General features: G+C 69.3%; 21 protein-coding genes. 7 read left to right on the top strand and 14 right to left on the bottom strand.

The features are described 5' to 3' along the window. Window positions 1–50: 50 nt before the first annotated feature. Complete coding sequence (locus tag L3Q65_RS23880; RefSeq protein WP_182895477.1) at window positions 51–449, top strand: RidA family protein; 399 nt, start codon at window positions 51–53, stop codon at window positions 447–449. Window position 450: 1 nt separating this feature from the next. On the opposite strand, the gene L3Q65_RS23875 is transcribed toward L3Q65_RS23880, so the two are convergent. The 6 genes from L3Q65_RS23875 to L3Q65_RS23850 all read right to left on the bottom strand — a co-directional run bounded on the left by L3Q65_RS23875 (window position 451) and on the right by L3Q65_RS23850 (window position 7,779). Next, a complete protein-coding gene (locus L3Q65_RS23875) occupies window positions 451–1,431 on the bottom strand; it encodes a GTP-binding protein (protein ID WP_237596663.1) in 981 nt (326 codons plus the stop codon). A gap of 13 nt (window positions 1,432–1,444) precedes the next feature. After that, a complete protein-coding gene (locus tag L3Q65_RS23870; RefSeq protein WP_237596662.1) occupies window positions 1,445–2,800 on the bottom strand; it encodes a UbiD family decarboxylase in 1,356 nt (451 codons plus the stop codon). After that, window positions 2,797–3,402: a UbiX family flavin prenyltransferase gene (locus L3Q65_RS23865; RefSeq protein ID WP_182895479.1), complete on the bottom strand. Its 606-nt coding sequence runs from the start codon at window positions 3,400–3,402 to the stop codon at window positions 2,797–2,799. The genes L3Q65_RS23870 and L3Q65_RS23865 overlap by 4 nt, the downstream gene beginning before the upstream one ends. A gap of 9 nt (window positions 3,403–3,411) precedes the next feature. Then, window positions 3,412–4,743: a nucleobase:cation symporter-2 family protein gene (locus L3Q65_RS23860; protein ID WP_237596661.1), complete on the bottom strand. Its 1,332-nt coding sequence runs from the start codon at window positions 4,741–4,743 to the stop codon at window positions 3,412–3,414. 239 nt (window positions 4,744–4,982) lie between these two features. Beyond that, complete coding sequence (locus L3Q65_RS23855) at window positions 4,983–6,344, bottom strand: nucleobase:cation symporter-2 family protein (protein WP_237596660.1); 1,362 nt, start codon at window positions 6,342–6,344, stop codon at window positions 4,983–4,985. A 34-nt stretch (window positions 6,345–6,378) separates the two neighbouring features. Further along, complete coding sequence (locus L3Q65_RS23850; RefSeq protein WP_237596659.1) at window positions 6,379–7,779, bottom strand: amidohydrolase; 1,401 nt, start codon at window positions 7,777–7,779, stop codon at window positions 6,379–6,381. Between the two features lie 340 nt (window positions 7,780–8,119). Here L3Q65_RS23850 and L3Q65_RS23845 point away from each other — a divergent pair, with 340 nt between their 5' ends. Next, window positions 8,120–9,103, top strand: coding sequence for an amidohydrolase family protein (locus L3Q65_RS23845; RefSeq protein ID WP_009081542.1), 984 nt, complete (start codon window positions 8,120–8,122; stop codon window positions 9,101–9,103). Window positions 9,104–9,128: 25 nt separating this feature from the next. On the opposite strand, the gene L3Q65_RS23840 is transcribed toward L3Q65_RS23845, so the two are convergent. Further along, window positions 9,129–10,124, bottom strand: a complete 996-nt coding sequence (locus tag L3Q65_RS23840; protein ID WP_182895483.1) for a LacI family DNA-binding transcriptional regulator — start codon at window positions 10,122–10,124, stop codon at window positions 9,129–9,131. Between the two features lie 82 nt (window positions 10,125–10,206). Here L3Q65_RS23840 and pucD point away from each other — a divergent pair, with 82 nt between their 5' ends. The 3 genes from pucD to L3Q65_RS23825 all read left to right on the top strand — a co-directional run bounded on the left by pucD (window position 10,207) and on the right by L3Q65_RS23825 (window position 14,031). Beyond that, window positions 10,207–12,507: a xanthine dehydrogenase subunit D gene (gene pucD / locus L3Q65_RS23835; protein WP_237596658.1), complete on the top strand. Its 2,301-nt coding sequence runs from the start codon at window positions 10,207–10,209 to the stop codon at window positions 12,505–12,507. A 172-nt stretch (window positions 12,508–12,679) separates the two neighbouring features. After that, window positions 12,680–13,558 (top strand): xanthine dehydrogenase family protein subunit M, encoded by an 879-nt coding sequence (locus tag L3Q65_RS23830; RefSeq protein ID WP_237596657.1) that lies wholly within the window; start codon window positions 12,680–12,682, stop codon window positions 13,556–13,558. Beyond that, window positions 13,549–14,031, top strand: a complete 483-nt coding sequence (locus L3Q65_RS23825) for a (2Fe-2S)-binding protein (protein WP_182895485.1) — start codon at window positions 13,549–13,551, stop codon at window positions 14,029–14,031. The genes L3Q65_RS23830 and L3Q65_RS23825 overlap by 10 nt, the downstream gene beginning before the upstream one ends. Window positions 14,032–14,896: 865 nt before the next feature. On the opposite strand, the gene L3Q65_RS23820 is transcribed toward L3Q65_RS23825, so the two are convergent. Further along, window positions 14,897–15,676, bottom strand: coding sequence for a PIG-L family deacetylase (locus L3Q65_RS23820; RefSeq protein WP_237596656.1), 780 nt, complete (start codon window positions 15,674–15,676; stop codon window positions 14,897–14,899). Window positions 15,677–15,884: 208 nt separating this feature from the next. Between L3Q65_RS23820 and L3Q65_RS23815 the strand changes: the two genes are divergently transcribed. Further along, window positions 15,885–17,237 (top strand): TrpB-like pyridoxal phosphate-dependent enzyme, encoded by a 1,353-nt coding sequence (locus L3Q65_RS23815; RefSeq protein WP_182895488.1) that lies wholly within the window; start codon window positions 15,885–15,887, stop codon window positions 17,235–17,237. Between the two features lie 757 nt (window positions 17,238–17,994). On the opposite strand, the gene L3Q65_RS23810 is transcribed toward L3Q65_RS23815, so the two are convergent. The 5 genes from L3Q65_RS23810 to L3Q65_RS23790 all read right to left on the bottom strand — a co-directional run bounded on the left by L3Q65_RS23810 (window position 17,995) and on the right by L3Q65_RS23790 (window position 22,559). Further along, entirely contained in the window at window positions 17,995–19,188 is a 1,194-nt protein-coding gene (locus tag L3Q65_RS23810; protein ID WP_237596655.1) for an RNA polymerase sigma factor, read from the bottom strand. Continuing rightward, window positions 19,185–19,544 (bottom strand): YciI family protein, encoded by a 360-nt coding sequence (locus tag L3Q65_RS23805; RefSeq protein WP_182895490.1) that lies wholly within the window; start codon window positions 19,542–19,544, stop codon window positions 19,185–19,187. The genes L3Q65_RS23810 and L3Q65_RS23805 overlap by 4 nt, the downstream gene beginning before the upstream one ends. Window positions 19,545–19,623: 79 nt before the next feature. Then, a complete protein-coding gene (locus L3Q65_RS23800) occupies window positions 19,624–21,213 on the bottom strand; it encodes a hypothetical protein (protein ID WP_182895491.1) in 1,590 nt (529 codons plus the stop codon). Then, window positions 21,189–21,959 (bottom strand): ABC transporter ATP-binding protein, encoded by a 771-nt coding sequence (locus L3Q65_RS23795; RefSeq protein ID WP_067582806.1) that lies wholly within the window; start codon window positions 21,957–21,959, stop codon window positions 21,189–21,191. Before L3Q65_RS23795 ends, L3Q65_RS23800 begins: the two co-directional genes overlap by 25 nt. Window positions 21,960–22,001: 42 nt before the next feature. After that, the gene (locus L3Q65_RS23790; RefSeq protein WP_182895492.1) at window positions 22,002–22,559 is read right to left on the bottom strand and encodes an ester cyclase; all 558 of its coding nucleotides are present in this window, start codon (window positions 22,557–22,559) and stop codon (window positions 22,002–22,004) included. An 80-nt stretch (window positions 22,560–22,639) separates the two neighbouring features. Here L3Q65_RS23790 and L3Q65_RS23785 point away from each other — a divergent pair, with 80 nt between their 5' ends. Further along, the gene (locus L3Q65_RS23785; RefSeq protein WP_182895493.1) at window positions 22,640–23,317 is read left to right on the top strand and encodes a TetR/AcrR family transcriptional regulator C-terminal domain-containing protein; all 678 of its coding nucleotides are present in this window, start codon (window positions 22,640–22,642) and stop codon (window positions 23,315–23,317) included. On the opposite strand, the gene L3Q65_RS23780 is transcribed toward L3Q65_RS23785, so the two are convergent. After that, window positions 23,301–25,076, bottom strand: a complete 1,776-nt coding sequence (locus L3Q65_RS23780) for a VanW family protein (RefSeq protein WP_237596654.1) — start codon at window positions 25,074–25,076, stop codon at window positions 23,301–23,303. The two genes, L3Q65_RS23785 and L3Q65_RS23780, sit on opposite strands and share 17 nt — an antisense overlap. Window positions 25,077–25,156 lie beyond the last annotated feature (80 nt).

Here is a 25,156-nt window from a genome sequence, read left to right as displayed (position 1 = left end):
TCCGGAAATCCCGTGGCGGACCGCCGCCGCGGTGAGCGACGATCCGCCTCGTGACCATTGAACGGCAGAACCCGCCTGCCCTGCATCCGACTCCCGGCTATCACCACGTGACCACCGTCGACGCGCGCCGCACCGTGCACCTCGCCGGCCAGTGCCCGCTGACGCCCGACGGCGAGGTCGTTTCCGGCGATGTCCTCGCGCAGGTGGACCAGGTCGTCGCCAACACCGAGGTCGCGCTCGCCCACGCCGGCGCGACCCCCGAGGACGTCGTGCGCACAGTGATCTACGTGGCCACCGCCGAGCAGCCGGCTCTCTCCGCGGTGTGGCAGCGGTTCACGACGTCCTCGATCGCGGCGGCGTTCACCACGGCGAGCACGCTGGTCGGCGTGACATGCCTGGGCTTCGCGGGACAGCTGGTCGAGTTGGACGTGACCGCGGCGCTCGCCTGAATCACCGCCCAGCCGCGGCCAGGCTGCAGCGGGACACCGTGTCGGTCAGTTCCGCGCGGTCGAGATTCCGGCCGATGAGGACGAGTTTGCTGACCGGTGGCGTCGCGCCCCATTCGCCGGCGTCCGTCAGCTCGTAGATCCGATGCACGCCTTGCAGCACGGTGCGGCGGTCGAAGGCGAGGATTCCCTTGAACCGGTACAGGTCGTCGCCGCGTTCGGCCAGCAGGGCGGTGAGCCACTGCTCGAACGCGGCGCGGTCCAGGGGGAAGTCGAGTTCGATGGACACCGATTCCAGCGTCGGGTCGTGGTGGTGCGCTTCGTCTTCGAGCCAGTCCGGGTCGGCGGCGACGGTGCGGTTCAGGTCGAAGGCGTTGATGCCGAGGATGTCGTCCAGGTCGACGCTGCCGTAGCTGGACGTGAGGATGTCCGCGGTCGCGTTGACCGAGCGGAGTTGCGTGCGCAGTTCCTCGATTTCCGGCTCGGTGACCAGGTCGATCTTGTTGAGCACGATCCGGTCGGCGAACGCGATCTGGTTGCTCACCTGTCCGCCGACGCCGTCGTGCTCGCCCTCCTCGAGATGACTGCCGACGTGCCGCGCGTCGACCAGTGTCACGATCGCGTCCAGCGCGAACGCCGAAGACACCTCGTCGTCCACGAAAAACGTCTGCGCGACCGGGTTCGGATCGGCCATGCCGCTGGTCTCGATGAGGATCCGGTCGAACCGTTCGCGGCGGCGAAGCAGCGACTGCAGGATTTCGATCAGATCGGTGCGCGCGGTGCAGCACAGGCAGCAGCCATTGCTCATTTCGATGATCTTCTCGTCGCCACCGAGCACGAGCGCGTTGTCGATCGGGATTTCGCCGAACTCGTTCTCGATCACCGCGATCCGGTGCCCGTGGTCCGCGGTGAGGATGTGGTTGACGAGCGTGGTCTTGCCGGAGCCGAGAAAGCCGGTCAGTACGGTCACCGGAATTTTGGCCATGATGATTCCCTCCTTAAACGTTCCCGCCGAGAATCCGGCGAGCGTGCTGACGTGCTTCTTCGGAGACGACGATGCGGTTGCCGTCGAACTGCGGGCCGCGGGTCGCGTCCAGGCCCATCCGGGATGTCGTGCCGTCGGAGCCCGAGGACGGGTCGAGCGGCGAGCCGGGCAGACCGTCCACAGTGAACAAGTCCTGGTGCGGCTGGAAATGCGTGGCGAGTGCCCAGAGGACGTCGCTGTCGCTGGTGACGTCGACGTCCTCGTCCACCGCGACCACGGTCTTCACGTACGGGTCCCAGCCGAGCAGGCCGAGCATGACCTGCCGGGCTTGACCGGGCCGTCGCTGGCGAAGCGCGACGTAGCAATGGAAGTGCGTGCCGGACGTCGGATAGTGCACTGCGGTGACGTCCGGGAAGCGGGCTTTGAGTTTCTCCGCCATTTCCGATTCCCGCGGCACCCGCGCGAGGTTCAGGTGCTCGTCAGTGTTGCCGCCGACGACGTCGACGAGCATGGCGTCGGAGCGGCGCAGGACGGTTTGCACGCGGAGGACGTTGTTGGTCGAGCGATTCGAGGAATAGCCGGAGAATTCGCCGAACGGTCCTTCGTCCGCGTGCTCGGAGGCGTCGATCGCGCCCTCAAGCACGAAGTCCGACCAAGCCGGGACGCCAATGCCGTGCCGCGGTGTACGCACGACTTCCAGGGGCTCGCCGAGAAGCCCGCCGGCTACCGCGCGTTCGTCCACGTCGTAGCCGACCCGCGCGGACGCGGCCAGCATGAACAGCGGATGCCCGCCGAGCACCATCGCGACCGGCATCGGCTCACCGCGTTCGGCGTACTTCTGCAGCATCCGCCACAGATCCCCGCGAGAATGGAGACTGGTCGCCAACTCGGTGCGGGAATGCGGCATCGCCCGGTGGTAGCTGAGGTTGCCGACGCCGGTGTCCGGATCCTCCGCGACGATGATCCCGCTGGTGACGTAAGGGGAGCGGTCGCTGGCGAAGTGCCGGAGCATCGGGATGGTCGCCAAGTCGACTTCGGAAGTCACGTCGTCCAGTACTGGTCCGCTGCCGACTACCCGCGGCGGCACCGCGCGGAGCGCACGCTGCTGGTAGGCACTGTGCAAACCGGACGGTCCGGTTTCGAGCATGCGCGCGATGCGCTCCCGGGAAGCGAACATGTTGCTGACCACCGGCACGTCGAGTCCGGTCACCTTCCGGAACAGCACCATCTCGCGCCGTCCGGCCGCGGCGAGTTCGTAGATCACGCCGGTGACGCCCTCGTCGGCCGGGACTGGATCGTCGAGGACGAGTACGTCTTCCGGAAAGTCGTGGCGGTACTGGTCGACGAAAGCGTGCGGATCCTGGTTCACCGCGAAACTCCTTGCGAGGCGGGCGGTCCCTGCCAGCGCGCGAACAGTTCGTTCTCGATGCCGAACTGGTCGAGCACCTTGCCGGTCAGATGGGCGAGGATGTCCTCAACGGACTCGGGCTGGTGGTAGAAGGCGGGCACCGGCGGCAGCACGGTCGCGCCCGCCTCGGTCACCGCCACCAGATTGCGCAGGTGCACGAGGCTCAACGGGGTTTCCCTGGCGACGAGCACGAGCGGACGGCGTTCTTTCAGCGTGACGTCGGCGGCGCGGACGAGCAGGTCGTCGCTGTAGCCGTGCGCGATCCCGGCGACGGTTTTCATCGAGCACGGCACGACGACCATGCCCATCGTGCGGAAGGAACCGGACGCGATCGACGCGGCGATGTCCCCGCGCGAGTGGCGGACATCCGCCAGCTCGGCGACCTCGGCGGGCGGCATTCCGGTTTCCAGTTCGATGGTGCGGTGCGCGGCTCGCGACATGACCAGATGCGTTTCCACCGTGCCGAGCTTGCGCAGCGCGGTCAGCAGGTGGACAGCCAAGTGCGGGCCGCTGGCCCCGGTGATGCCGACGATCAGCCGGGGCCGCTGCGGTTCGGTGCCCATGACGTCCTTTCAGGACTGGGAAAGCTTCGCGGCGGGTTCTCGCTGCACGAGCGGCTCTTCCGGCTTCCACTTGCGCCGAGCGAAGAAGAGCAGATTCAGCAGGACCGCCAGGACAGTTCCGGTAGCCACGCCGCTCTTGAGGAAAACCTGTGCGGCAAAGGGGAATTGCTTGTAGAAGTCCGGCGCCCCGGCCGGGATCAGCCCGACGCCGAGCGACAGCATGACGATCACCAGATTGCCGGTCTGGTTGAAGTCCACTCGGGACAGCAGCTGAATGCCGGACACGGTCAGCGCCGCGAACGTGGCCACCGCGGCCGCGCCGATCACCGGTTGCGGGATCGCCGCGATCACCCGGCCGACCGGCTGCACCACCCCGAAAACGATGAGGATCAGGCCGCCGACCGCGACCGGATACCGGCTGCGCACCTTGGTCAGCGCGACGAGCCCGATGTTCTGGCCGAAGGTGGTGTAGGCGAATCCGTTGAACACGCCGCTGAGCGCGGTGAGCAGTCCGTCCACCCGCAGCAGGTTCGCGATGTCGCGCGGCCCGACCTTCTTGCCGACGACCTGCCCGACCGCGAGCCCCTGTCCGGAAGCTTCGACCATCAGCACGAAAACGATCACCAGGAACAACAAGATCGACGGGATGTCGAAATGCAACGCTCCGTAGTGCAGTGGTTTCAGCAAGCCGAAAACGGGACCGTCGGCGACTCCGGCGAGGCTGCCCAGCCCGGTCAGCCAGCCGGCGATCGCCCCGACGGTCAGCGCGATCAGCATCGCGAGCTGGCCGAGCAGACCGCGGAACACCCGGTAGAACACCGCGATCAGCGCGAGCGTGAACCCGGCGAGCGCGAGGTTCGCCGGCGCACCGTAGTTGTGCGCGGACGGATTGGAACCGGCGATGAGCTTCAGCCCGACCGGAATCAGCGTCAGCCCGATCAGCGTGATGACTGTGCCGGTGACGACCTCCGGGAACAGTTTGAGCAATTTGCTGAACAGCGGCGCGATCAATACCCAGAGCACGCCGACCACGAGCAGCGAGCCATACACAGTGGACAGCCCCTGCGTGCTGCCGATCAGCACCATCGGGACGATTCCGTTGGACGCGGCTCCGACGACGAGCGGCATCCGGATGCCGAATTTCCAGACGCCGAACGCCTGCAGCATCGTGCCGATCCCGGCGAGCACCAGGTCGACGCTGACGAGATCGGCGATCTGCGACTGCGGAAGCCCGAGCCCGGCGCCGACCACGATCGGCACCACCACGACACCGGCGTACATCACGAGCACGTGCTGCAAACCCAGCAGCACCAGCGGACCGAATCGGGGACGTTCGTCCACCGGGGACAGGGGAGACGGGTGACTGGCCATGATTCCCTCACCTCGTTGGGCCGGCGGGGCCGGGAACGGCCGGGCCGGGCGGATCGCGGGGCGTCGCCGGAGCCGGACGGGCTGCCGGCGTCGATGACCCCCGGCCGCGCGCGAATCCTGCCGCCGCACCTACGGGGTTATGGGATGTCCGAAGATTTTTCTTTCCCTGCAAGGAGTTTCGACTATGGTGCATCGTGTTCCGCCGAGGGTCAATACCCGGGCGCGGCTTCCGGCCCGGTGCGCGGGGCCCGTTCGCGGCGGTTGAGCACGAGGTTCAGCAGGAAGGCCGCGATGCCGCCGGCCGCGATGCCGCTCGTCAGTACCGTCTGCACCACAACGGGCAGATGTTGGTAAAACTCCGGCGCGCCGACCGGCAGGAGACCGAAGCCGAACGAGATGGCGACGACCAGGATATTGCGGCCGTTGCTCAGATCCGCCTGGCTCATGATGCGCAGGCCGACGGCTCCGACGGTGCCGAACATGACCACGCCGACGCCACCGAGCACCGGTCCGGGCAGCGACGAGACGGCCGCGCCGAGTTTCGGCACCAGGCTCATGAGCACCAGCACCGCGCCCGCGGTGGCGACCACGAACCGGCTCATCACCTTGGTGATGCTGACCAGGCCGACGTTCTCGCCGAAGGTGACGACGGTGAACGAACCGAACACGCCCGCGAACGCGGTGCCGATCCCGTCCGCGCGCAGTGCCCGGGAAATCTCGCGCGGTCCGACGTCGCGGCCGACGATCTGCCCGATGGCGAGCGTGTCGCCGGTCGATTCCACCATGTTCACCAGCTGCACGATGATCATCGGCAGCAACGCGGACAACGCGAATGTCGGCATGCCGAACTCGAACGGCCGCACCACGCCGACCCAGTCCGCCTGCCCGACCGAGCTGAAGTCCGCCATGCCGAGCGGAATCGCCACGAGGGTGCCGACCGCCAGTGCGATCAGGATCGCGAACCGGCGGACCGCGGGCGGGGCGAACCGTTCCAGGCAGACAGTCAGCACGATGGTGCCCAGCCCGAGGATCAGCCGTCCGGCGGAACCGTGGTCGGCCGCGCCCGGATTGGACCCGGCGATCAGCGTCGCGGTGGAGGGCAGCAGCGAGAACCCGATGATCGCGATGATCGTCCCGGTCACGATCGGCGGGAAGAACCGGATCAGCTTGCTGAACCACGGCGCGACCAGCCAGGTCAGCAGCCCGGCGACGATCGTCGCGCCGAAGACCGCGGGCAGCCCGGCCTCCTTGCCGACGATGATGGCCGGGGTGATGCCGGTGAAGGTCGAGCCCATCACGATCGGCAGCCGGACGCCGACGTTGCCGATCCCGAGCGTCTGCAAGAGCGTCGCGATGCCGCTGACCAGCACGTTCGCCGTGATGAGCGTGGCGATCTGCGCGGTGGACAGGCCGACGCCGAGCCCGATCAGCAGCGGGACGGTGACCATTCCGGAGTAGGCGACCAGCAGATGCTGGATGCCGAGCGGGAGCAGTTGCCGGAACCTGGGGACAGCGTCGACCGCGTCGCGGGTCTTGGCTTCGGCTCGGGTGGTGCGCGGACGGAATCGCATGGTTTCCTCCACAGCGGGGAAGGGGGAGCGCGGATCACCGCGCCCAGGGAGTGAGCAGGCCGCCCATGCCGCTGCGTTCCAGCAGCCGGGCCGCGTGCCGTTCCGCCTCGTCGGCGGCGGCCGCTTCGTCGACGCGGACGCATTGTCCGGCGCGGTAGACGATCTCGCCGCCCACGATCGTCAGCTCCACATCGGACCCGCGGGCGGAGTAGACGAGGGCGGCGACGGCCCGGTGCACCGGGCGCACGTGCGGACGGTCGAGCGCGGTCACGATGACGTCGGCGAGTTTGCCCTCGCTCAGCACGCCCGCGTCGATCCCGGCGTACCGGGCTCCCTCGCGGGTGGCCATTTCCAGCGCGTCCTCCGCCCGCACCGCCGTCGGGTCCAAAGTGGCCGATCGCTGGCCGAAGACGCTGAGTTTCATTGCCTCGAAAAGATCTTGCCGATGGCCGCAGCTGGGACCGTCGGTGCCCAGCGCGACCGGGATGGCTTGCCTTCGCATGCTCGCGATCCGCGCGGTGCCGGAAGCGAGGTAGCCGTTGGAAGCCGGGTTGTGCGAAACTCCCGCGCCCGCCGCCGCGACCTGCTCGATTTCGGCTTCGTCGAGCCAGATCGCGTGCGCGAGCGTGGCCCGTTCGTCGAGCATGCCTTCTTTCGCGAGCCATTCGACCGGCCGGACCCCGTGGGTTTCGAGGTAGCTGACCGGGTCTGTTGTGCTCTCGCAGCAATGGGTGTGCCAGCGAGTGCCGAATTCCCGGGCCAGTTCGACCGTCTGCCGGACGAGCTTTTGCTCTACGTAACAGAGGTTGAGCGCGGCGGGCCAGACGGCGACCTTCGAACTCGGCGGCCGGTGCTGCATCGCTTCGCGCGTGATCGCGAATTCGTCTTCGCTCGAGTAACGGAACAATTCGATCGGCTGGCCGCGGCGGTCGGCGATCTCGGTCCGCTCGCCCAGCATGCCGCGGGCGACCGCGCCGCGAAGACCGGCCTCCTCGATGACGTCGGCGACGGCGAGCGTCGTTTCAAGATCGCTTGGCGCGTAATGGTTGTCGATCACCGTCGTGATGCCGGCGCGCAACGCCTCGACCGCACCGAGCCGTGCCCCGGCCACCGCTTCGGGCCCGGTGATCGCGATCGAATACGGCCACATGAATTCGCACAGCCACGGCACGATCGACATGCCTTCGCCGAGTCCGCGAGCGAGTGCTTGGTAGAGGTGGTTGTGCCCGTCGACCAGGCCGGGCAGCACGGCTTTGCCGCGGCAGTCGACGACCTCGCCGGCGAGCCAGCGCTCGGTGCCCGGGCCTTCGCCGACACCGGCGATCCGGTCGCCGATGATCGCGACGTGGCCGTTTTGATGGACACTGCGCCGATCGTCGACGGTCACCACGGTGCCGCCGGTCAGGAGGAGGTCGCAGGGTTGCGCAGCCGACATCGGGCCGTCCTTCCCCGGGCGGGGTCGGACCCGGCCCGGCGGTCGTCTCCAGCGCGCGGCTGGAGGCAGTTGGCCGAACGGTTGGCCCGAAACGGGAGGTCACCGGCGCCCGGCAGCGCCGCCGGGTCGTTCAATGCAAAGCCCTCCGGCGGCCGGTGTCAAGAGCGCTCTCCGGAAAAGTCTTGCCGCGCAAGGCATTCGGCGATCATGTGTTGACACCGGGCGGCGAAGGTGCTGCACTCGGTTGCGCCGGAGCGCGGATCGCGCTTCCGGGTCCCGTAGGTGCGGTGAAGCGCGGCCGGGGAGTCCTTTACTCAAGTCTTGCGTAAGGAGACATCCGGTGATTATCGATACCCATGTCCATCCGACGAATCTCGTCGACGAAGCCTGGCGGCACACCGGAACCCCGTTCACCGGCGAGCGCACGCTGGAGATGATGGACGGTCCATTCTGGATCAACGGCAAGCCGCGGCGCGTGGACGTCAGCTGCATCATGCCGCCGCCGGGGAACACGACCTGGCGCGAGGGCAACAAAACCGGCCGCGAGGGGATTCGCGAATACCAGGCGTACGTGACCTCATTGGTGCAGCAGTATCCGGACCGGTTCGTCGGCAACTTCATGTACAACCCGCGCTTCGGCCCGGAGAACGGCGCGGCGGAGCTGGCCTTCCACGTGAAGGAATACGGCTACAAGATGCTGAAGCTGCACGCCAACATGCATTCCTACCGCCCGGACCGGGCGCTGGACTGGCTGCGGCCGGTGATGCGGGTGTGCGACGAACTCGGCGTGATCGTGCTGATCCACACCGGGGACGGGCCCTACTCGATCCCGACCCAGTTCTACCCGATCATCCGCGAGTTCCCGAACGTCACGTTCATTCTCGGCCATTTCGGCATCCAGACCGGCGGCGTCTACTGTTTCGAGGCGTTCTGGATGATCCAGGACTCGCCGAACGTGATCGGCGAATCGGGCTGGCTGCTGCAGTCGCGGATCGTCGAATTCGCCAAGGAGATGAAGAAGAGCGACCTGGTCTTCGGCACCGATTCGCCGCCGAACGAGCCCGGCATGTGGGCGCGGGAGCTGGAAGTGCTGTGCCATCAGCCGCCGCAGGGCCTGAACCTGTCCGAGGACGACCTGGAGGGCTACCTCGGCAACAACATGGCCAAGCTGCTCGGCCTCGCGCCGACGCCGCCGCCGAAGGACAAGGCGGAAGCCGAGGCGTATTTGCGCGGCGACATTCCGCAGGCTTCCGCGGCGAACACGCACGCGTCGCATTATCTCGGCTACACGCCTTCGGCGTGGGCAGAGGCCGCTAACTCCTGATTGCGTTGCCGCGCCGGCTGCGGGTTCAGTCGCACCCGCAGCTGGCGCGCGCGGTCAGGCGGACGTCGAGGACGCGGTCTTCCGGCTGAGTGTCCGCTCGGAGCTGGTCCAGAGTGGACACCGCGGCATCGGCGAAATCGTCGAAGGAATGCCCGGCGGTGGACAGCGCGGGCCAGCTGTGCACGGCGGCGTCGGTACCGCCGAAGCCGATCACCGCAAGGTCTTTCGGCACCCGCAAGCCGAGTTCTGCTGCCACGGTGAGCGTGTCGAGCGCCAGCCCGTCCGCTGTCGCCATGATCGCGCGCGGCCGCTCCGGCGACCGCAACCACCGCCGGATATCCGCCCGCGCGGCATGCCGATCGAGACCGGTGCGGACGACGTTGCCCGCACTCCGCTTGGCCGCCCGCATCGCCTCGGTCCAGCCTCGGGCCCGATCGGCCACCGGCCCGGACCGCGCGGTTCCGGTGAGGCAGCCGATCTCCCGGTAGCCGTGCCCGAGCAGGTGTTCGGTGGTCAGCCGCCCGCCCGCCTTGTTGTCCAGCACGACGGACGGCGCGACGGTACCGGCCGGGGCGTGGTGATGCAGGTAGACGACCGGAACGTCCAAGGCGGAGTGGGTCGCAGCCGCGCCGGCGATCTCGGCGCGGACCAGCAGCAGGCCGTCCACGCGCATGTTCGCCAGCGATTCGGCGTACCGCAGCTCCTGCTCCCGGGAGAACGCCGAATTCCCCAAGAGCACAAGGGATCCGCGAGCGAACGCGGCCCGCTCTACCGCATGGGTGAGCTGGGTGAAGTAGCCCTCGCTGCTGTCCGGCACGACCAGCCCGAGCACGTTGCTGCGCGTGGACCGCAACGCCCGCGCGACGAGATTCGGCCGGTATCCGAGCTCGGCGATCGCCTGCTCGACCCGTGCTCGTGTGGCGGGCGCGACCGGACGCGGGCCGTTGTTGAGCACGTAACTGACCACGGCAGGCGAGGTGCCCGCCAGCCGTGCGACATCGTCCCGGGTGACCCGCTGCATGCGCCAGACGATACCCGAAGAGCCGTTGACAGTCCCGATCTACACGTGTTGAATCCGTGCGGTCGGCAACGCAGGAAAGCTGGTGGTCAATGTGGACTCGCTGGTACACGCCGCGGAAACCGGGAAAGCCGCCGGGGTAGGCGAAAGCGCCCTCCGTCCGGACGGCGTCGCCAAGGTGACCGGCAGGTTCGCCTATTCGTCGGATCTGTGGCTCGCGGGCATGGTCTGGGCGACCACGCTGCGCAGCCCCTACGCGGCCGCGCGGATCCGGTCCATCGACACGAGCAAGGCGCTCGCCCAGCCAGGCGTGCACGCCGTGCTCACCCACGAGGACGTGCCCGGCGCGAAAACGTACGGGATGAAATCCGCCGACCAGCCGGTCCTCGCCGTCGACGAGGTCCGCTACCACGGCGAACCGGTGGCGCTGGTCGCCGCCGACGATCCGGAGACCGCCCGGCAGGCGGCGAAACTGATCATCGTCGACTACGAACCGCTCGACCCGGTCACCGACCCGATGACGGTCCTGGACGAGGGCGTCCGTCCCGTTCATCCGGACGGAAACCTGGTCCGGCACGTGAAAATCCGCCACGGCGACCTGGCGCGCGCCCGCGGCGAAGCGGACGTCGTGGTCACCGGCGAGTACGAGGTCGGCATGCAAGACCAGGCTTTCCTCGGCCCGGAATCCGGACTGGCGATTCCTTCCGAGGACGGCGGCGTCGAGCTCTGCGTTTCCTCGCAATGGCTGCACAAGGACCTGGAACAACTCGCCCCGTGCCTAGGCCTGCCGCCAGAAAAAGTGCGGCTGACCCTGGCGGGCGTCGGCGGCGCGTTCGGCGGACGGGAAGACCTCTCCGTCCACGTGCACGCGTGCATGCTTGCCTTGCGACTCGGCCGTCCGGTCAAAATGTCCTACAACCGCTACGAATCCTTCTTCGGCCATGTGCACCGCCACCCGGCCAAGATGCGCTACGAACACGGAGCCACCAAGGACGGCCGCCTGGTCTACGTCAAAGCCCGCCTGGTTCTGGACGGCGGCGCTTACACGTCGACTTCACCGGTCGTCATCGCCAACGCCTGCTATTTCGTCACCGGCGCATACGACGTCCCCAACGCCGAAATCGACGGACTGGCGGTATTCACCAACAACCCGCCCTGCGGAGCGATGCGCGGTTTCGGCGCCGTCCAATCGGCCTACGGCTGTGAGTCCAATATGGACAAACTCGCGCACGAACTAGGCATGGACCCGATGGAATTGCGCCTCCGCAACGCCATGACCACGGGCACCGTCCTGCCCACCGGACAAGCCGTCGACGGCCCGGCCCCCGTCGCGGAACTGCTGCAAGCCCTCCGCGATCGTCCGCTGCCGCCGGCCGGCGCTGCTGATTTGCTTTCCCTGCCCGGCGGAGCCGCCAACACGACGCACGGCGAGGGGGTGCGTCGCGGAGTCGGCTACGCGGTCGGGGTGAAAGCGATCGGCTACTCAGGAGGCGTCGACGACATTTCGACGGCCCGAGTCACCTTGGCCGTGGTGAACGGCGCCCCGGTGGTCTCGGTGCACACCGCGGCCGCGGAATGCGGACAAGGCGTCACCACGGTGCAGGCACAGGTGGCGAGCACAGAACTGGGCGTCTCGCGGGTAGTCCTCCTCCCCGCCGATACTCACATCGGCGACGCGGGTTCCGCGTCCGCTTCCCGCATGACGTGGATGTCGACCGGCGCGGTGCAAGGCGCCTGCCGCCAGATCGCCCGGGAACTCCTGCGCCGCGGTTCTGGCTTTTCCTTGGGCAACGACCAGGTCCTGGACAGCGCCGGACGTCCGCTGTGCTCCATCGCCGACCTGGTGGGTTCGGACACGCTTACGCACACTTTCGAATACCACCACCGCCCGACCCAAGGCATCGACCCGGAAACCGGCCAGGGCAACGCCCACATCGCGTTCGCCTTCGCCGCCCACCGAGCCGTCGTCGACGTGGATGTCGAACTCGGTTTGGTGAAGGTGGTCGAACTGGCGACCGCGCAAGACGTCGGCAAGGCGATGAACCCGCTGGCCGTCGAAGGCCAAATCGAGGGCGGCAGCGTGCAAGGCCTTGGTTTGGCTTTGATGGAGGAAATCCTGGTCGACCGCGAGGGCCGGGTGCGGAACCCGTCCTTCACGGACTACCTGATCCCGACCGTGCTGGACGTCCCGCCGATGCCGATCAGCCTGTTCGAATTCCCGCACCCGGACTCGCCCTACGGTTTGAACGGCGTGGGGGAGCCGCCGACCCTGTCGTCGACCCCCGCGATCCTGAACGCCCTCCGCTCCGCGACCGGCCTGCCCCTGCCGAACGCTCCCCTCCGCCCGGACGACATCGCGCTGGCCCGGGGACGTGCTGCTTCGTGAGCGCGCCGGCTCTTGCGCGCTGGCCGGCCACCTCGCAGGCAACGGTCCGCCGGGTCTTTCCCCGGTACTGCTTGCGCCAGCCTTCCTCCCGCTTCTCGCCAGATCCGCTCGCCCGCGCCCCTCTGCCTCTCCTATCCGTCCCTGACCGGCAGCCGCCTCCCGGAGGTGCCCCGTGGATTTCCTGACCCCCGCGACCTGGGCCGAAGCCCTGGCCGTCAAGTCCGAGCGCCCGGACGCCGTCCCCCTGGCAGGCGGCACCGACGTCCTGGTCGAACTCAACTTCGACCACCGCCGCCCGGCCGCCCTGCTGGACCTCACCCGCATCGAGGACCTGGCCGAATGGACCGAGAATGACGGCCGGATCCGCCTGGGCGCAGGCGTGTCGTACACGCGCGTCATCACCGAACTAGGCACCCGCCTCCCCGGCCTGGCGATGGCGAGCCGCACGGTCGGCTCCCCGCAAATCCGCAACCGAGGCACCGTCGGCGGAAACCTGGGCGCGGCCTCGCCCGCTGGCGACACCCACCCCATGCTCCTGGCCTGCGACGCGACGATCGAGGTCGCTTCGGTCCGCGGCACCCGGCTGATCCCGGCGACGGACTTCTACCAAGGCGTCAAACGCAACGCACTGGCCCCCGACGAGCTGATCGCCGCCATCCACCTCCCGGTGGCGACCGGCCCGCAACAGTTCGCGAAGGTCGGCACCCGCAACGCGATGGTCATCGCAGTGTGCTCATTCGCCCTGGACCTGGCCCCGGAAACCGGCTGGATAGGCGCCGCTGTCGGTTCGGCCGCCCCGACCCCTCGCCGAGCGACCGCCGCCGAAGACTTCCTCCGCGACGCCCTCTCCGAGGCATGGACATCCCGTACCGCATTGCCAGTCTCAGTCGTATACCGCTTCGGCGAACTGGCGGCGAGCGCCGCGTCCCCCATCGACGACGTCCGGGGCAGCGCCGACTACCGCATCCACGCGATCGCCGTACTGGCCCGCCGGACGTTGAGCTGGGCCTGGGAAGACTATCGGAAAGGCGGGCAGCCGAAATGCGCCTGAACCTCACGGTCAATGACGAACCGCGCACCGTCGACGAGGTGTGGGAGGGGCAGAGCCTCCTGTTCGTGCTGCGTGACCAGCTGGGTTTGCCGGGCTCGAAAAACGCCTGCGAACAAGGCGAATGCGGTTCGTGCACAGTGTATTTGGACGGTACCCCAGTGTGTTCGTGCCTGGTCGCCGCAGGTCAAGCCGAAGGCAGAAACGTCCGCACAGTAGAAGGCCTCGCGTCCGGCGAGCAGCTGGACGCAGTACAACAAGCCTTCGTAGACGCCGGTGCCGTCCAGTGCGGCTTCTGCACACCAGGGTTGATCGTCGCCGCGCACGACCTGGTGCACCGGGTGGATGCCCCCTCGGATCCGGAGATCCGCGAGGCATTGGCGGGGAACCTCTGCCGCTGCACAGGCTACGAGAAAATCCTCGACGCGGTCCGCTTGGCCTCGGCCCGGGCAGGGGAGGCCGCGGGTCCCGCCTGATACTTGCGGGCGCCTCGTCGCTCGCCGGTTCTGCGGAGGACCGTGGAATACGCCGGGGCGGCCGAGTCAACTCCGCTAGGACCCACAGCCTCCGTGCACCTGGCTGTGCCCGGAAGCCCAGTTCGGCGGCACCCGTGGATCGCCGCTCAGGCTGGGCGGCCACTTCCGCCCAGCCAGCGGACGCTCACCGCTTACGGCACCGACCACGACGGTCCATTCTGAACCTCCGAACCGCGTTGCCCGACGTCTCGGCAGCTCCCGCCTCAGCCAAAGCGGCTCGATACATGGGTGCGCCCGAGCCGCTCTTGGGCTCGCGACGGTAACCCGCGCCCGCGGCTCGACCCCGCGCTTGCCTCGGGTCCGCGGTTCGCAGCGGCAACCCGCGTCGGACGGCTCGCCCGAGCCGACCCTGGGCCCCGCCCGGTATCCCGTGCCCGCAGGCTTGGCTCGCGCTTGTCTCAGGCGCGCAGCTCGTGGCGGCGACCCGCGTCCGATGGCTTGCTCGTACCGCTCTCGGGCTGGTGCCGGTTATCCGCCCCCGCAACTCGCCTGCTCCAGCTCACGGTTCGCGGCGGCAACCCGCATCCGACGCTGCGCCGAGCCGGTCGCGAGCCCGCCGGTCGCAGCGGAAACCCGCGCTCGGCGGTTGCCCGAACCGATCTTGCGCTCATGCCGGTGATCCGCGCTCGCAGGCTCGGCCCGTGCGTGTCTTGGGCTCGCGGTTCGCGGCGGCAACCCGCATCCGACGCTGCGCCGAGCCGGTCGCGGACCCGCCGGTCGCACCGCAACCCCGCGCCCGGCGGTTGCCCGAACCGATCCCGAACCCGCCTCGGAACCCCTCCGCCCTAAGGCTCACCCGGCCCGGTCAGAGGCCTTTCATCAGATCCGTTTCCGTCACCCCCGGCCCCTGTCCTTCCCGGATGAACCATTCCGTCCCGAACGCCTCGCCGAACTTGTCGTCCGGCAGCGCCAGGAAGAACGACTCCTCGCTGATCTGGCTCCGATGCGCGCGCATCGCCGCCCGCTTCGCCTTCAGGTATGCCGTCACGTCCACCTCGGCGGTCAGCTCGGCTTCCGGCTTGCCGACGATCATCTCCTCGTCCGGGCCGCCTTCCTCGCCCGCTGCTCGCGCGGCTTCGGCGGCTCGGCGAATCTGGTCGCGGTTCGCCGAGCCCTGGTAGACCCGCGGCGTGCCCGCGAGTTCGGCAGCGCGCATGCCGACTCGGTGGACCTGGATGTGGTCCGGGTGGCCGTAGACGCCGAAGTCGTCGTAGACCGTGAGCACGTCGGCCGACTCCTCGCGCAGGATCGCCGCCAGCCGCTTCGCTGCTTCCTCGACCGGCGCGCTCCAGAACGTGTCCGGGCCGTCGTTGGAAGGGTCGCCCATCATCCCGGAGTCCTGGTATCCCAAGAACTCCACTCGCGAGACGCCCAGCACCTCGGCCGCCGCCCGCGTCTCCTGCACGCGGCGGTCCGCGAGCTGCTCGCCCTCGTCGAGCAGGCCCTCGGGGATCTCGCCTTGTTCTCCGCGCGTGGCCACCACGAGCACCACCCGGTGCCCTTCGTCGGCCGCCTTGCGCATCACGCCGCCGGTCATGATCGCCTCGTCGTCCGGGTGGGCGTGGAACGTCACCAATGTCGCCATGCCAACGAACCTACCGGCACCCGCCGACAAAAACCGGCGCCCGCCGGAAACAGCCTCCGGGGAATCAGCCACACCCTCCATTGTGGACAGGTCGCCCACACGGGTGGACCTGCTGCTTTATCGGCGCGAGGGGTCCCCTCGCGCGCTCCGGCGCTTGGCTTCGCCCGCCGCCCGGCTTACGTTGGGGTCCGCCGACCGAGGAGGCGTCATGGCAGAACGGACGAAATACATTCTGGACGAGGCCGATCTCCCGGCGCAGTGGTACAACGTGGTGCCGGACCTTCCCGAGCCGCCGCCTCCGCCGCTGCACCCGGGAACCCGCGAGCCCGTCGGGCCGGCGGACCTGGCTCCGCTGTTCCCGCAAGCGCTCATCGAGCAGGAAGTCACCACCGAGCGCTACCTCGACATTCCCGAGGAAGTCCGGGACGTCTACCGGCTCTGGCGTCCGTCTCCGCTGTACCGCGCCCGCAGGCTGGAGAAGGCGCTCGGGACCCCGGCCCGGATCTACTACAAGTACGAGGGCGTCAGCCCGGTCGGCTCGCACAAGCCGAACACCGCTGTGCCACAGGCGTTCTACAACGCGGCCGAGGGCGTCACGCGGCTCACCACCGAGACCGGCGCCGGGCAGTGGGGGAGCGCGCTGGCATTCGCGTGCGCGACGTTCGGGCTGTCCTGCGAGGTCTGGCAGGTGCGCGCGTCGTACGACCAGAAGCCCTATCGCAAGCTGATGATGGAGACCTTCGGCGCGCAGGTGTACCCGAGTCCGTCCGACCGCACCGCCGCGGGCCGGGCGATCCTGGCGGAGGACCCGCGGTCGACGGGCAGTCTCGGGATCGCGATCAGCGAAGCCGTCGAGCAGGCCGCGGCGGATCCGGGTGCGCGGTACGCGCTGGGCAGCGTGCTCAACCATGTGCTGCTGCACCAGACGGTGATCGGCGAGGAAGCCCTCCGGCAGTTCGAAATGGCCGGCGACACCCCGGACGTGCTCGTCGGCTGCACCGGCGGCGGTTCCAACTTCGGCGGGCTCGCTTTCCCGTTCCTGCGGGAAAAACTGGCAGGCCGGATGAACCCGGTGATCCGCGCGGTCGAACCGGCGGCCTGCCCGACCCTCACCCGCGGCCGCTACGCCTACGACTTCGGCGACACCGCCGGCCTCACGCCCCTGCTGAAAATGCACACGCTCGGCCACGGCTTCATCCCGGACCCGATCCACGCCGGCGGCCTGCGCTACCACGGGATGTCGCCGCTGATCTCGCACATCTACGAACTGGGTCTCATCGAGGCGCTCGCGATCGGCCAGCAGGAATGCTTCGCCGCAGGGGTGCAGTTCGCCCGCACGGAAGGCATCATCCCCGCGCCCGAGCCGACGCACGCGTTGGCCGCGTGCATCCAAGAAGCGTTGCGCTGCAAGGAGGCTGGCGAAGAAAAGGTGATCCTGACGGCGCTCTGCGGACACGCGCACCTCGACCTGCCCGCGTACGGCGCGTACCTGGCTGGCGACATGGTGGACAACGAACTTCCGGACGCGGCACTGGAGGAATCGTTGACGGCGCTGCCCTGAGGGGTGTGGCTGGCGGGTCGCGGGAAGCAGGTCGAGGGGACCAGCGGGCAGGCGAGCGCTGGTTGGCAGGCGAAGGTGCGATGAGAGGCAGCGGCTGGAAAGGCTCGGCTGGGCACGTCGAGCGAAGGCGGCGGCGGAGAGGAGCGGTGGACTGGGCGGGTTCGACGAGCGGATCGGCGGTGGAAGGCCAGGTGGATCGGCCAAGCGGGTCGGCCAGGAGAACCTGGCCGGGTCGCATCCGGCGGCGCGGACTGGCGCTGGCGCAGCGGGCGCGGCGCACCGGGTGAGGCACACCAGTCGGGGCGAGGTGCACCGGGCGGGGCACGGCAGGGCGAGGCGTGCCCGGGGAGGTGTGGCAGGCGGGCACGGCGCACCAGCCGGGGCGAGGTGCACCGGGCGGGGCACGGCAGGGCGAGGCGTGGCCGGGGAGGCGTGGCAGGCGGGGCGCGGCGCGCCAGGCGAGGCGCATCGGGCGCGGCACGGCACGGCGAGGCGTGGCAGGCACGGCACGGCACGGCGAGGCGTGGCAGGCACGGCACGGCACGGCGAGGCGTGGCAGGCGGGGCACGGCACGGCGAGGCGTGGCAGGCGGGGCACGGCACGGCGAGGCGTGGCAGGCGGGGCACGGCACGGCGCGTCAGGCGAGGTGTGCCCGGGGAGGTGTGGCAGGCGGGCACGGCACGGCGCACCAGGCACGGCACCCCAGGCGGGGCGCGGCACGGCGAGGCACCCCAGGCGAGGCGAATCGAGGCGAGATTCAGCCATCCCCGGCGAGGCCGGACCGGCGACGCTCCAGGAAAGTTCGCTCGGTCTCGTTGGTGGCCAACGCGATCGCCTCGGCATAAGCGGCGTCGGCTTCGGTCGTGCGGCCCAGGCGGGACAGGAGATCCGCGCGGGTGGCGGGCAGCAGGTGGTAACCCGGCAGGTCCAGTTCGTCGACCAGCGCCAGGGCCAGTTCCGGGCCGTGGACCTCGGCTACTGCGACGGCGCGGTTCAGGGCGACGACGGCGGTCGGGGTGTGGGCCAGGAGCTGGTCGTACAGAGCGAGTACCTGTGGCCAATCCGTCGTGGTGCCGTCGGTATGGACAGCGTTGATGGCGGCTTGCAACTGGTACGGGCCGGGCTGTCCGCGGCGCAGGCATTGCCGTACTAGGGCGTGGCCTTCGGCGATCAGGGCTTGGTTCCAGAGTGAGCGGTCCTGTTCGGTGAGGACTACCAGGTCGCCTGAGGCGTTGACGCGGGCTGGGCGGCGGGCTTCGGTCAGGAGGAGCAGGGCCAGCAGGCCTTGGACCTCCGGTTCGTCGGGCATCAGGTCGGCCAGGGCGCGGGTCAGGCGGACGGCTTCCAGGCACAGGTCTGTCCGGACCAAGGGGCCGGACGTCGAGGTGTAACCCTCGTTGAAGACCAGGTACAGGACGGTGAGGACGGAGGCCAGCCGGTCCGGTAGGGCGGCCTCGTCGGGGACTCGGTACGGGATGCCGGCGTCGCGGATCTTCTTCTTTGCGCGGACGATGCGTTGGGCGATCGTCGGTTCCGGGACCAGGTACGCGCGGGCGATCTCGGCGGTTTCCAAACCGCCCGGCAGGCGCAGGGTCAGCGCGGTTTGCGCGAGAGGGGACAGGGCTGGGTGACAGCAGGTGAAGATCATCCGCAACTGGTCGTCGCGCACGGGGCCCACCTCGGCTGGTTCGTCGGGCTGGTGCAGGAGCAAGGCCTGTGCGTGCCGGGCCTCCCGCGTGGATTCCCGGCGCAGGCGGTCGATCGCGCGGTTTCGGGCGGTGGTCACGATCCAGGCGCCAGGGTTGGCCGGCAGCGACTCAGCCCAGGCGGTGACGGCGGCGGCGAAGGCGTCTTGCACCGCCTCCTCGGCTAGGCCGATGTCGCCGAGGAGGCGGGTCAAGGTGGCGACGCAGCGGCCGTACTCGGCTCGATAGACCGCGTCGAGCGTCACGCAACGTCCTCTGGGCCCTCGGCGAACGGGCGTACTTCGATGGGGCGGCCGCAGGCTTGGGCGCATTTATCCGCCCAGGACAGGGCTTCGTCCAGGTCCGCGCATTGGATTACCCAGAAGCCGCCTAGCTGCTCCTTCGTTTCGGCGAACGGGCCGTCGGTCATCGTGCTGGTGCCGTTTGCGGGGCGGACGACGGTGGTGGCGTGCGAAGGGCGCAAACCGCCGACGAACACCCAGGCGCCTGCGGCTTTCATGTCGTCGGTGACCTTGGTGGTGCGGGCCATCTGGGCGGACAGCTCGTCGCCGGTCTCCAGCGTCGTTTCGTCTGCCTGGACGGCCAGCAGGTACTGCTTCATGGCGAACTCCTCACCCGACGGGGTCTCTTGCCTTGGCTACGAACGCACACGACGCCATTCGACACCTCGGCAAAAACTTTCACCGTTCTTTGGAGACGGTCGCCAGCAGCTCCGGGCCCCGCGTCACCAGTCGTTGCTGGGCTAGCGAACCCCACCACCAGGCCAGCGCGATGCCGGTCGCGATCCCGGCCGGGATTCCCAGCCACTGCAGCACCGGCAGATCAGCCAGCTTCCCGGCGACGCACAGCGCCACGACCGGCACCGCGCCGAGCACGATCAGCAGCGTGGACGCCAGCATCAGGGCGGCTCGGGCGCACCCGGGCCGCCCGCCGGACGACCAAGGGCTGCCGCTGCGGCGTTGATCTGGCAGCGGGAAGGCGAGGAAGACGGATTGGAGCATCAGGACACCGGCACCGGCGCCCAGCGTTGCCGGGACTAGACCCAGGACCCATGGGTACGCGCCCGGTACGCCGGTGACGCCGGGCAGGACCAGGGCCAGCACCAAGGCCACGGGCGCGACGATCAGGGCCCACGCCAGCTGACGGCCGCGGATGTCGGCGCGTTCGGCGCCGGGGACCACGAGCGTGTGCCACAGGGCACTGCCGTCCATTCCGTACAGGTTGCCGGACTGCATGGACGCGAAAATCACCACCGCGACACCGAAATACGGCAGCATCACCGACTGTCCGCCGCCACCGCCGGACAGGGCTGGCACGACGGTGATGACGAAGCCGATCAGCAGCGTCGACAGCAGGGCGACACGTCGGCGGGCGTCTCGCCACCAGGTGTAAAGCTCCTTGCGTGCCACGGCGCCGACCGGAGTGGCCGGGAGCAGGCTGCGTCGCGTGCGGGTGCTCTTCGCGCGGGTGCGGGAGGCTCCGCGGAACGACGGGGTGGTGACCTGGCGGGCCAGCAGCGCGCCCCAGACCACGATGAGAACCGCCACGACGCCGAGCAGCGCGGCGAAGAGGCCGCCGACGATGCCCCACTCGCCGGTTCCGGCCGCGTGTACCGCGAGCGTGCCCCAGCCGGAGGGAAGGGCGTGCATGACACTCGTGAAGCCGGGCATCTGGCCGCTGACGATCGCCGGGCCGACGCTTCGCATCACGTAGTTCACCGCGACGCCGGACAACCCGGTGAGCGCCACCAGGATGATGCCCAGTTCCTTGCCCTTGCGCGACGTCAGCAGCGCTCCGAGCGCGGCCATCACCACGCGGTACAGCAGCACCACGAACGCCAGCTGCAGCACGGTGAACACGAGCCCGACCAACGCAGCTCCGGCACCGAACCGCAGGCCGTAGAACACCAAGCCGAGGAACGCCAGCAAGCTCACTACCGCCGTGACGCCCACGAAGCTCGCCGCGAGCAGGCCGATCGCCAGCTTGCGCCGGGGGATCGGCAGCAGCGCGAAGTGTTCCGGCCGCAGGGTGTCGTCTCCGCCGCCGGTCGCGATCGGCGCGAGCACCCAGCCCGCCATCCAGACCGCGTAGACCGAGGTGAGCAGGTCGACGGTGATCCGCGCTTCCGGAACGGGGAACACCGCGATGCCGATGGTGAACAGAGCCGCCAGCAGGCCGAAGATGCCGCCGACGATCATTCCGGCGATCTGCCGCCCGCGCAGGGAATTGCGCAGGACCCGCAGTTTCAGTCGGACGAGGACGCCAACCACGCCAGCCCCTCCGCTCCGCCGGTCCGCCCGCCGACAATGTGCACGAACGCGTCTTCCAGCGTGCCTTCGCCCCGCACGTCCGCCACCGCGCCCGCGGCGACGACGCGGCCGCGCGTGATCACCGCGACGTGGCTGCACAGCTGTTCCACCAACGCCATCACGTGGCTCGAGAGCACGACCGCGCCGCCAGAGGCGACGAACCGCTGCAGGATCGTGCGGATCGTCGACGCCGAAACCGGGTCGACCGCCTCGAACGGCTCGTCCAATACGAGCAGCCGAGGGCCGTGCAGCAACGCGGTCGCGAGGCCGATCTTCTTGCGCATCCCCGCGGAATAGTCGATGACGAGGGTGCGCTCGGCGTCCGTCAGCTCCAGCACGCCCAGCAATTCCTGCGCGCGTTCGGCGACCGTGTCCGGCGCGAGCCCGCGCAGCAGGCCCATGTACGTCAGCAGTTCCCGCCCGGTGAGCCGCTCCGGAATGGACAATCCGTCCGGCAGAACGCCGATCAGGCTTTTCGCCCGTTCCGGTTCCCGCCACACGTCCACGCCGAACACGCGCGCTTCGCCTGCGTCCGGCCGGAGCAGGCCGACCGCCATCGACAGCGACGTCGTTTTCCCGGCTCCGTTGGGGCCGACGAGGCCGAAGAACGACCCCCGCGGCACTTCCAGCCGCACATCGTCAACTGCCAGCGTGGTCCCGAACCGTTTGGTGAGTCCGTAAAGCCCCATGGCCGCGTCGTCGGACACCGGTTCCCCCTTCCCGTGGTGTGCGCACGACTGTACGCGGGGTCACCGACAAAAAGCGGGCGGAGTGGTGTCGGAAAGCCGCGGATCCGGAGTCCCGGACATCGCCAGCAGCCCGCGCACCGCGCGCACGAGCTTGGGCCAGGACGTGGGCTTCCGGACGTCGTACGCGCGCAGCAGTTGGCGGAGCATGGTGAGCGTGTCGAAGTAAATGCGTTCGCACACCAGCTGTTCGCCGGCGTCGAAGAGGAAGTACGCCGTCATCCGGACCCGGAACCGCTGTCCGGTCGGCGGAATCTTCCCGAGCGGCCCGCGATGCGTGCCGAGAAGCCAGAACTCGACGATTACCGCGTCCGCACTGTGCCGCAGGGCGATGATTTCGTGGTCTTGATCGGGAAAAGCGCGGCGCGTTTCGTCGTAGTAGCCGCGCACCGCGGAATCGCCGTCGTGCACGGTCATCGTCGGCACGATCTCGTAGCGCGGGTGCGGGAACGTCGCCAGGACGTCGTCCCAGTCCTGGCGCACCTCGTCGCGGAAGTGGTCGAGGACGAGCTTTTGCCGGGCACGCAGCACTTCGGGTGCGGGAATCGCCGACGGGTCCACGGGGTCCTCCAAGTCAAGGAGAGCGGAACCGCAATTTAATCCACGGTGTGGGTTAACCGCAAGTGCGCCATGATGGAGCCGTGAACACCACGACCCGCCGGGGACGCCCGCGCAAGGGAGACGCCAGGCTGTCGCGGGAGGCGATCCTGACGGCCGCGCTGGAAGTAGTCGACGCCGACGGAGCGGCAGCGGTGAGCATGCGGACCGTCGCGCAGCGGCTCGGCGTGGACGCGAAGAGCCTCTACCACCACATCGACGGCAAAGAAGCCTTGCTCGACGCCGTCGCCGGACACGTCCTGGGCGGGATCGACCTGCCGGAACCGACCGGGCAGCCCGAAGCGGACCTCCGCGCGATCGCCCAGTCGTTCCGGACGGCAACGCGAGCGCACCCGCAGGCCGCCGCGCTGGTCCTCACCAGGCAGTTGCCGTCGATCGCCGCGCTCGCCCCGGTCGAGGCGGTGCTTTCCGTGCTGCGCAAGGCAGGCGCGTCACCCGAAGAGGCAGTGCACCTGCTGCGCTCGCTCCTGGCCGTCGTCGTCGGCTCGCTCCTGCGCGAGGCCGGTGCGGGCCCGGCGTTCGGCGTCACCGACGAAGCCGGAATCGCCCACCGCCGCGCCGAATTGGAGCAGACCGAGCTTCCCGCCGTGGTCGAGTCCGCGCCGCAGCTGGCGCGATGCGATCACGAAGCGGAGTTCGCCTTCGCTGTCGACCTCGCGGTAGCCGCCACGATGCAGCGACTCGCTACTCCCCGCAGGTGATCTTCGGCTGCGGGTTGTAGCGGACCGACCGCGTGTGCCGCGAAACCTCCCGGCCCGACGAGGCGTCGCGCAGGATCCGGGTGTCGCTCGCGGTGAAACCGGGCGCGCCGTTGGAGGCGTGGCAGTTCTCCGCCGGACCCGGTTTCGTCGGCGGCGGCGTCGGGTTCGTGCGTTCGCCGGGGACCGATTCGACGGTGTACCGCTTGGTGCCCCACAGCTTCACGGTGATCGACGACGGCGTCCAGACGGTCTGGATCGCGACCCCGGTGTCCGAGTCGTTGGTGAACTTCAGGTCGATCACGCTGGCGCCATTGGGGTTCTGGAACACCGTCGCCTCGCGCGCGGCCGGGTAGCGGCTGATGTAGTAGCTGTGCTCCTTGTGCCCGGCATCCTTCATCCCGGAGAAGTACGCCGCGTTGTACAGCGTGGTGGCGAACTGCGAAATGCCGCCGCCGACCTCGCGGGCAGGCGCGCCGTTCTCGATCACGCCCGCCTCGACGTAGCCCTGCGGACGTCCGCGCGGTCCGGTGAATCCGTTGAGGCTGAACGTTTCTCCCGGCTTGACGATCGCGCCGTTCACCTTCTCGGCGACCACGCGGATGTTCGTGCCGGAGTCGGCGGCGAACCCGCCGGTGGTGAACTCGCCGATGACTTCCTTGACGCCCAGCTTGTCCGCCTGCTCGGTGGTGACCTTCGCGGGCGTCTTCTTGTAGATCGCTTTCAGTTCGCGGGTGTCGGTCTGCTTCAGCGTGTTCGGCAGCGGCTTGAGGCTCTGCTCCCAGTCGACCGTGTTGCCGTCCGCGGACGGCTCGACGACTGGCTTCCCGCCGGAGAACGCGATGGCCGCGTCCTTGCCCTCCTGCTCGGTGGACTTCAGTTGCGGCGCGAGCGCGTCGGTGACCTTCTTCGGGTCGATCTGCGGCGCGAGGCCGCCGCCGTCGCCGGGCACGAACGTGAGCGCGCCGGCGATCTGCTCCGGCGTCAGCGTCGCGTCCGCGCCTTCGCCCTTGACGACGACCGGCGCGGACACCGCGGGCTTGGCGAACTCGGCGAGCGCGCGCTGAACGCCTTCGGCGGTGGTGCGCACCGGCGTCGGCGCGACCGGAAGCGTCAGTTCGCTGCCCGAAGCCCAGCCGCTCAGCACCTTCGCGCGCGCCGCCGCGACGTCCAGTTTCTGCCCGACCTGCGGCGGGACCGCGACCGGCGTGGTGCCGTCGAACCGGATCGTGCCCTCGGCGGGCGCCCGGTCGACGCGGCCGCGCAGGTCCTCGAGCGCCGGGTCGAGCTTCGCGGCCTCGACGTGCGACACGACGCCCAGTTCGCGCGTGCTGAAGAACGACGCGAGCCGGGTGAAGGGGTTGATCGGCTGGTCGCCCGCCTGGTCGAGGGTGCCGCTCCAGTCGAGCCCCAGCCCGGCCTCGGTCGGCGACAGCTTGGTGTGCGCGTTGCCCGCGGTGACGGTGAGCGGCTGGGTGAGCCGGGGCTCGATCTTGCCGCGCAGTTCGCGTTCGGCGACCGGCCGCTCCAGCCCGCCGACGTCCACGCCGGCCACGACGACGCCGCGCGGCACCCGGCCCTGGCTGGTCAGCAGGTCGATGAGGTACGCCACGACCAGGACGCCGAGCACGCCGCCGCTGATCCAGCCCGCTTTGCGCAAGCCGCGCCTTCGCGGCGGGGACGGAGGTTTCTCCGGTGGTACGACCGGCAGGACCTCGGTCTGGTCGCTGTCGGTTTCCGGCCAGCGCGGTTCGTACTGCACCTCACGACCCCTTCGATTCGCTGCGGTCAGGGGCACAGCGTACGGGCCGAGCCGGACATGCCGGACTACTGCCCCCAGCG

Origin of the sequence: Amycolatopsis sp. FU40 (genome assembly GCF_021903635.1) — a bacterium.
Taxonomy (GTDB): domain Bacteria; phylum Actinomycetota; class Actinomycetes; order Mycobacteriales; family Pseudonocardiaceae; genus Amycolatopsis; species Amycolatopsis dendrobii.
This window is presented reverse-complemented; position numbering and strand designations above follow the sequence as displayed.

Coding starts and splice junctions, on each gene's coding strand:
- L3Q65_RS23875 (WP_237596663.1), bottom strand. CDS start 1,431: ATGGCCAAAATTCCGGTGACCGTACTGACCGGCTTTCTCGGCTCCGGC.
- L3Q65_RS23865 (WP_182895479.1), bottom strand. CDS start 3,402: ATGGGCACCGAACCGCAGCGGCCCCGGCTGATCGTCGGCATCACCGGG.
- L3Q65_RS23855 (WP_237596660.1), bottom strand. CDS start 6,344: ATGCGATTCCGTCCGCGCACCACCCGAGCCGAAGCCAAGACCCGCGAC.
- L3Q65_RS23850 (WP_237596659.1), bottom strand. CDS start 7,779: ATGTCGGCTGCGCAACCCTGCGACCTCCTCCTGACCGGCGGCACCGTG.
- L3Q65_RS23840 (WP_182895483.1), bottom strand. CDS start 10,124: ATGCAGCGGGTCACCCGGGACGATGTCGCACGGCTGGCGGGCACCTCG.
- L3Q65_RS23825 (WP_182895485.1), top strand. CDS start 13,549: ATGCGCCTGAACCTCACGGTCAATGACGAACCGCGCACCGTCGACGAG.
- L3Q65_RS23820 (WP_237596656.1), bottom strand. CDS start 15,676: ATGGCGACATTGGTGACGTTCCACGCCCACCCGGACGACGAGGCGATC.
- L3Q65_RS23815 (WP_182895488.1), top strand. CDS start 15,885: ATGGCAGAACGGACGAAATACATTCTGGACGAGGCCGATCTCCCGGCG.
- L3Q65_RS23805 (WP_182895490.1), bottom strand. CDS start 19,544: ATGAAGCAGTACCTGCTGGCCGTCCAGGCAGACGAAACGACGCTGGAG.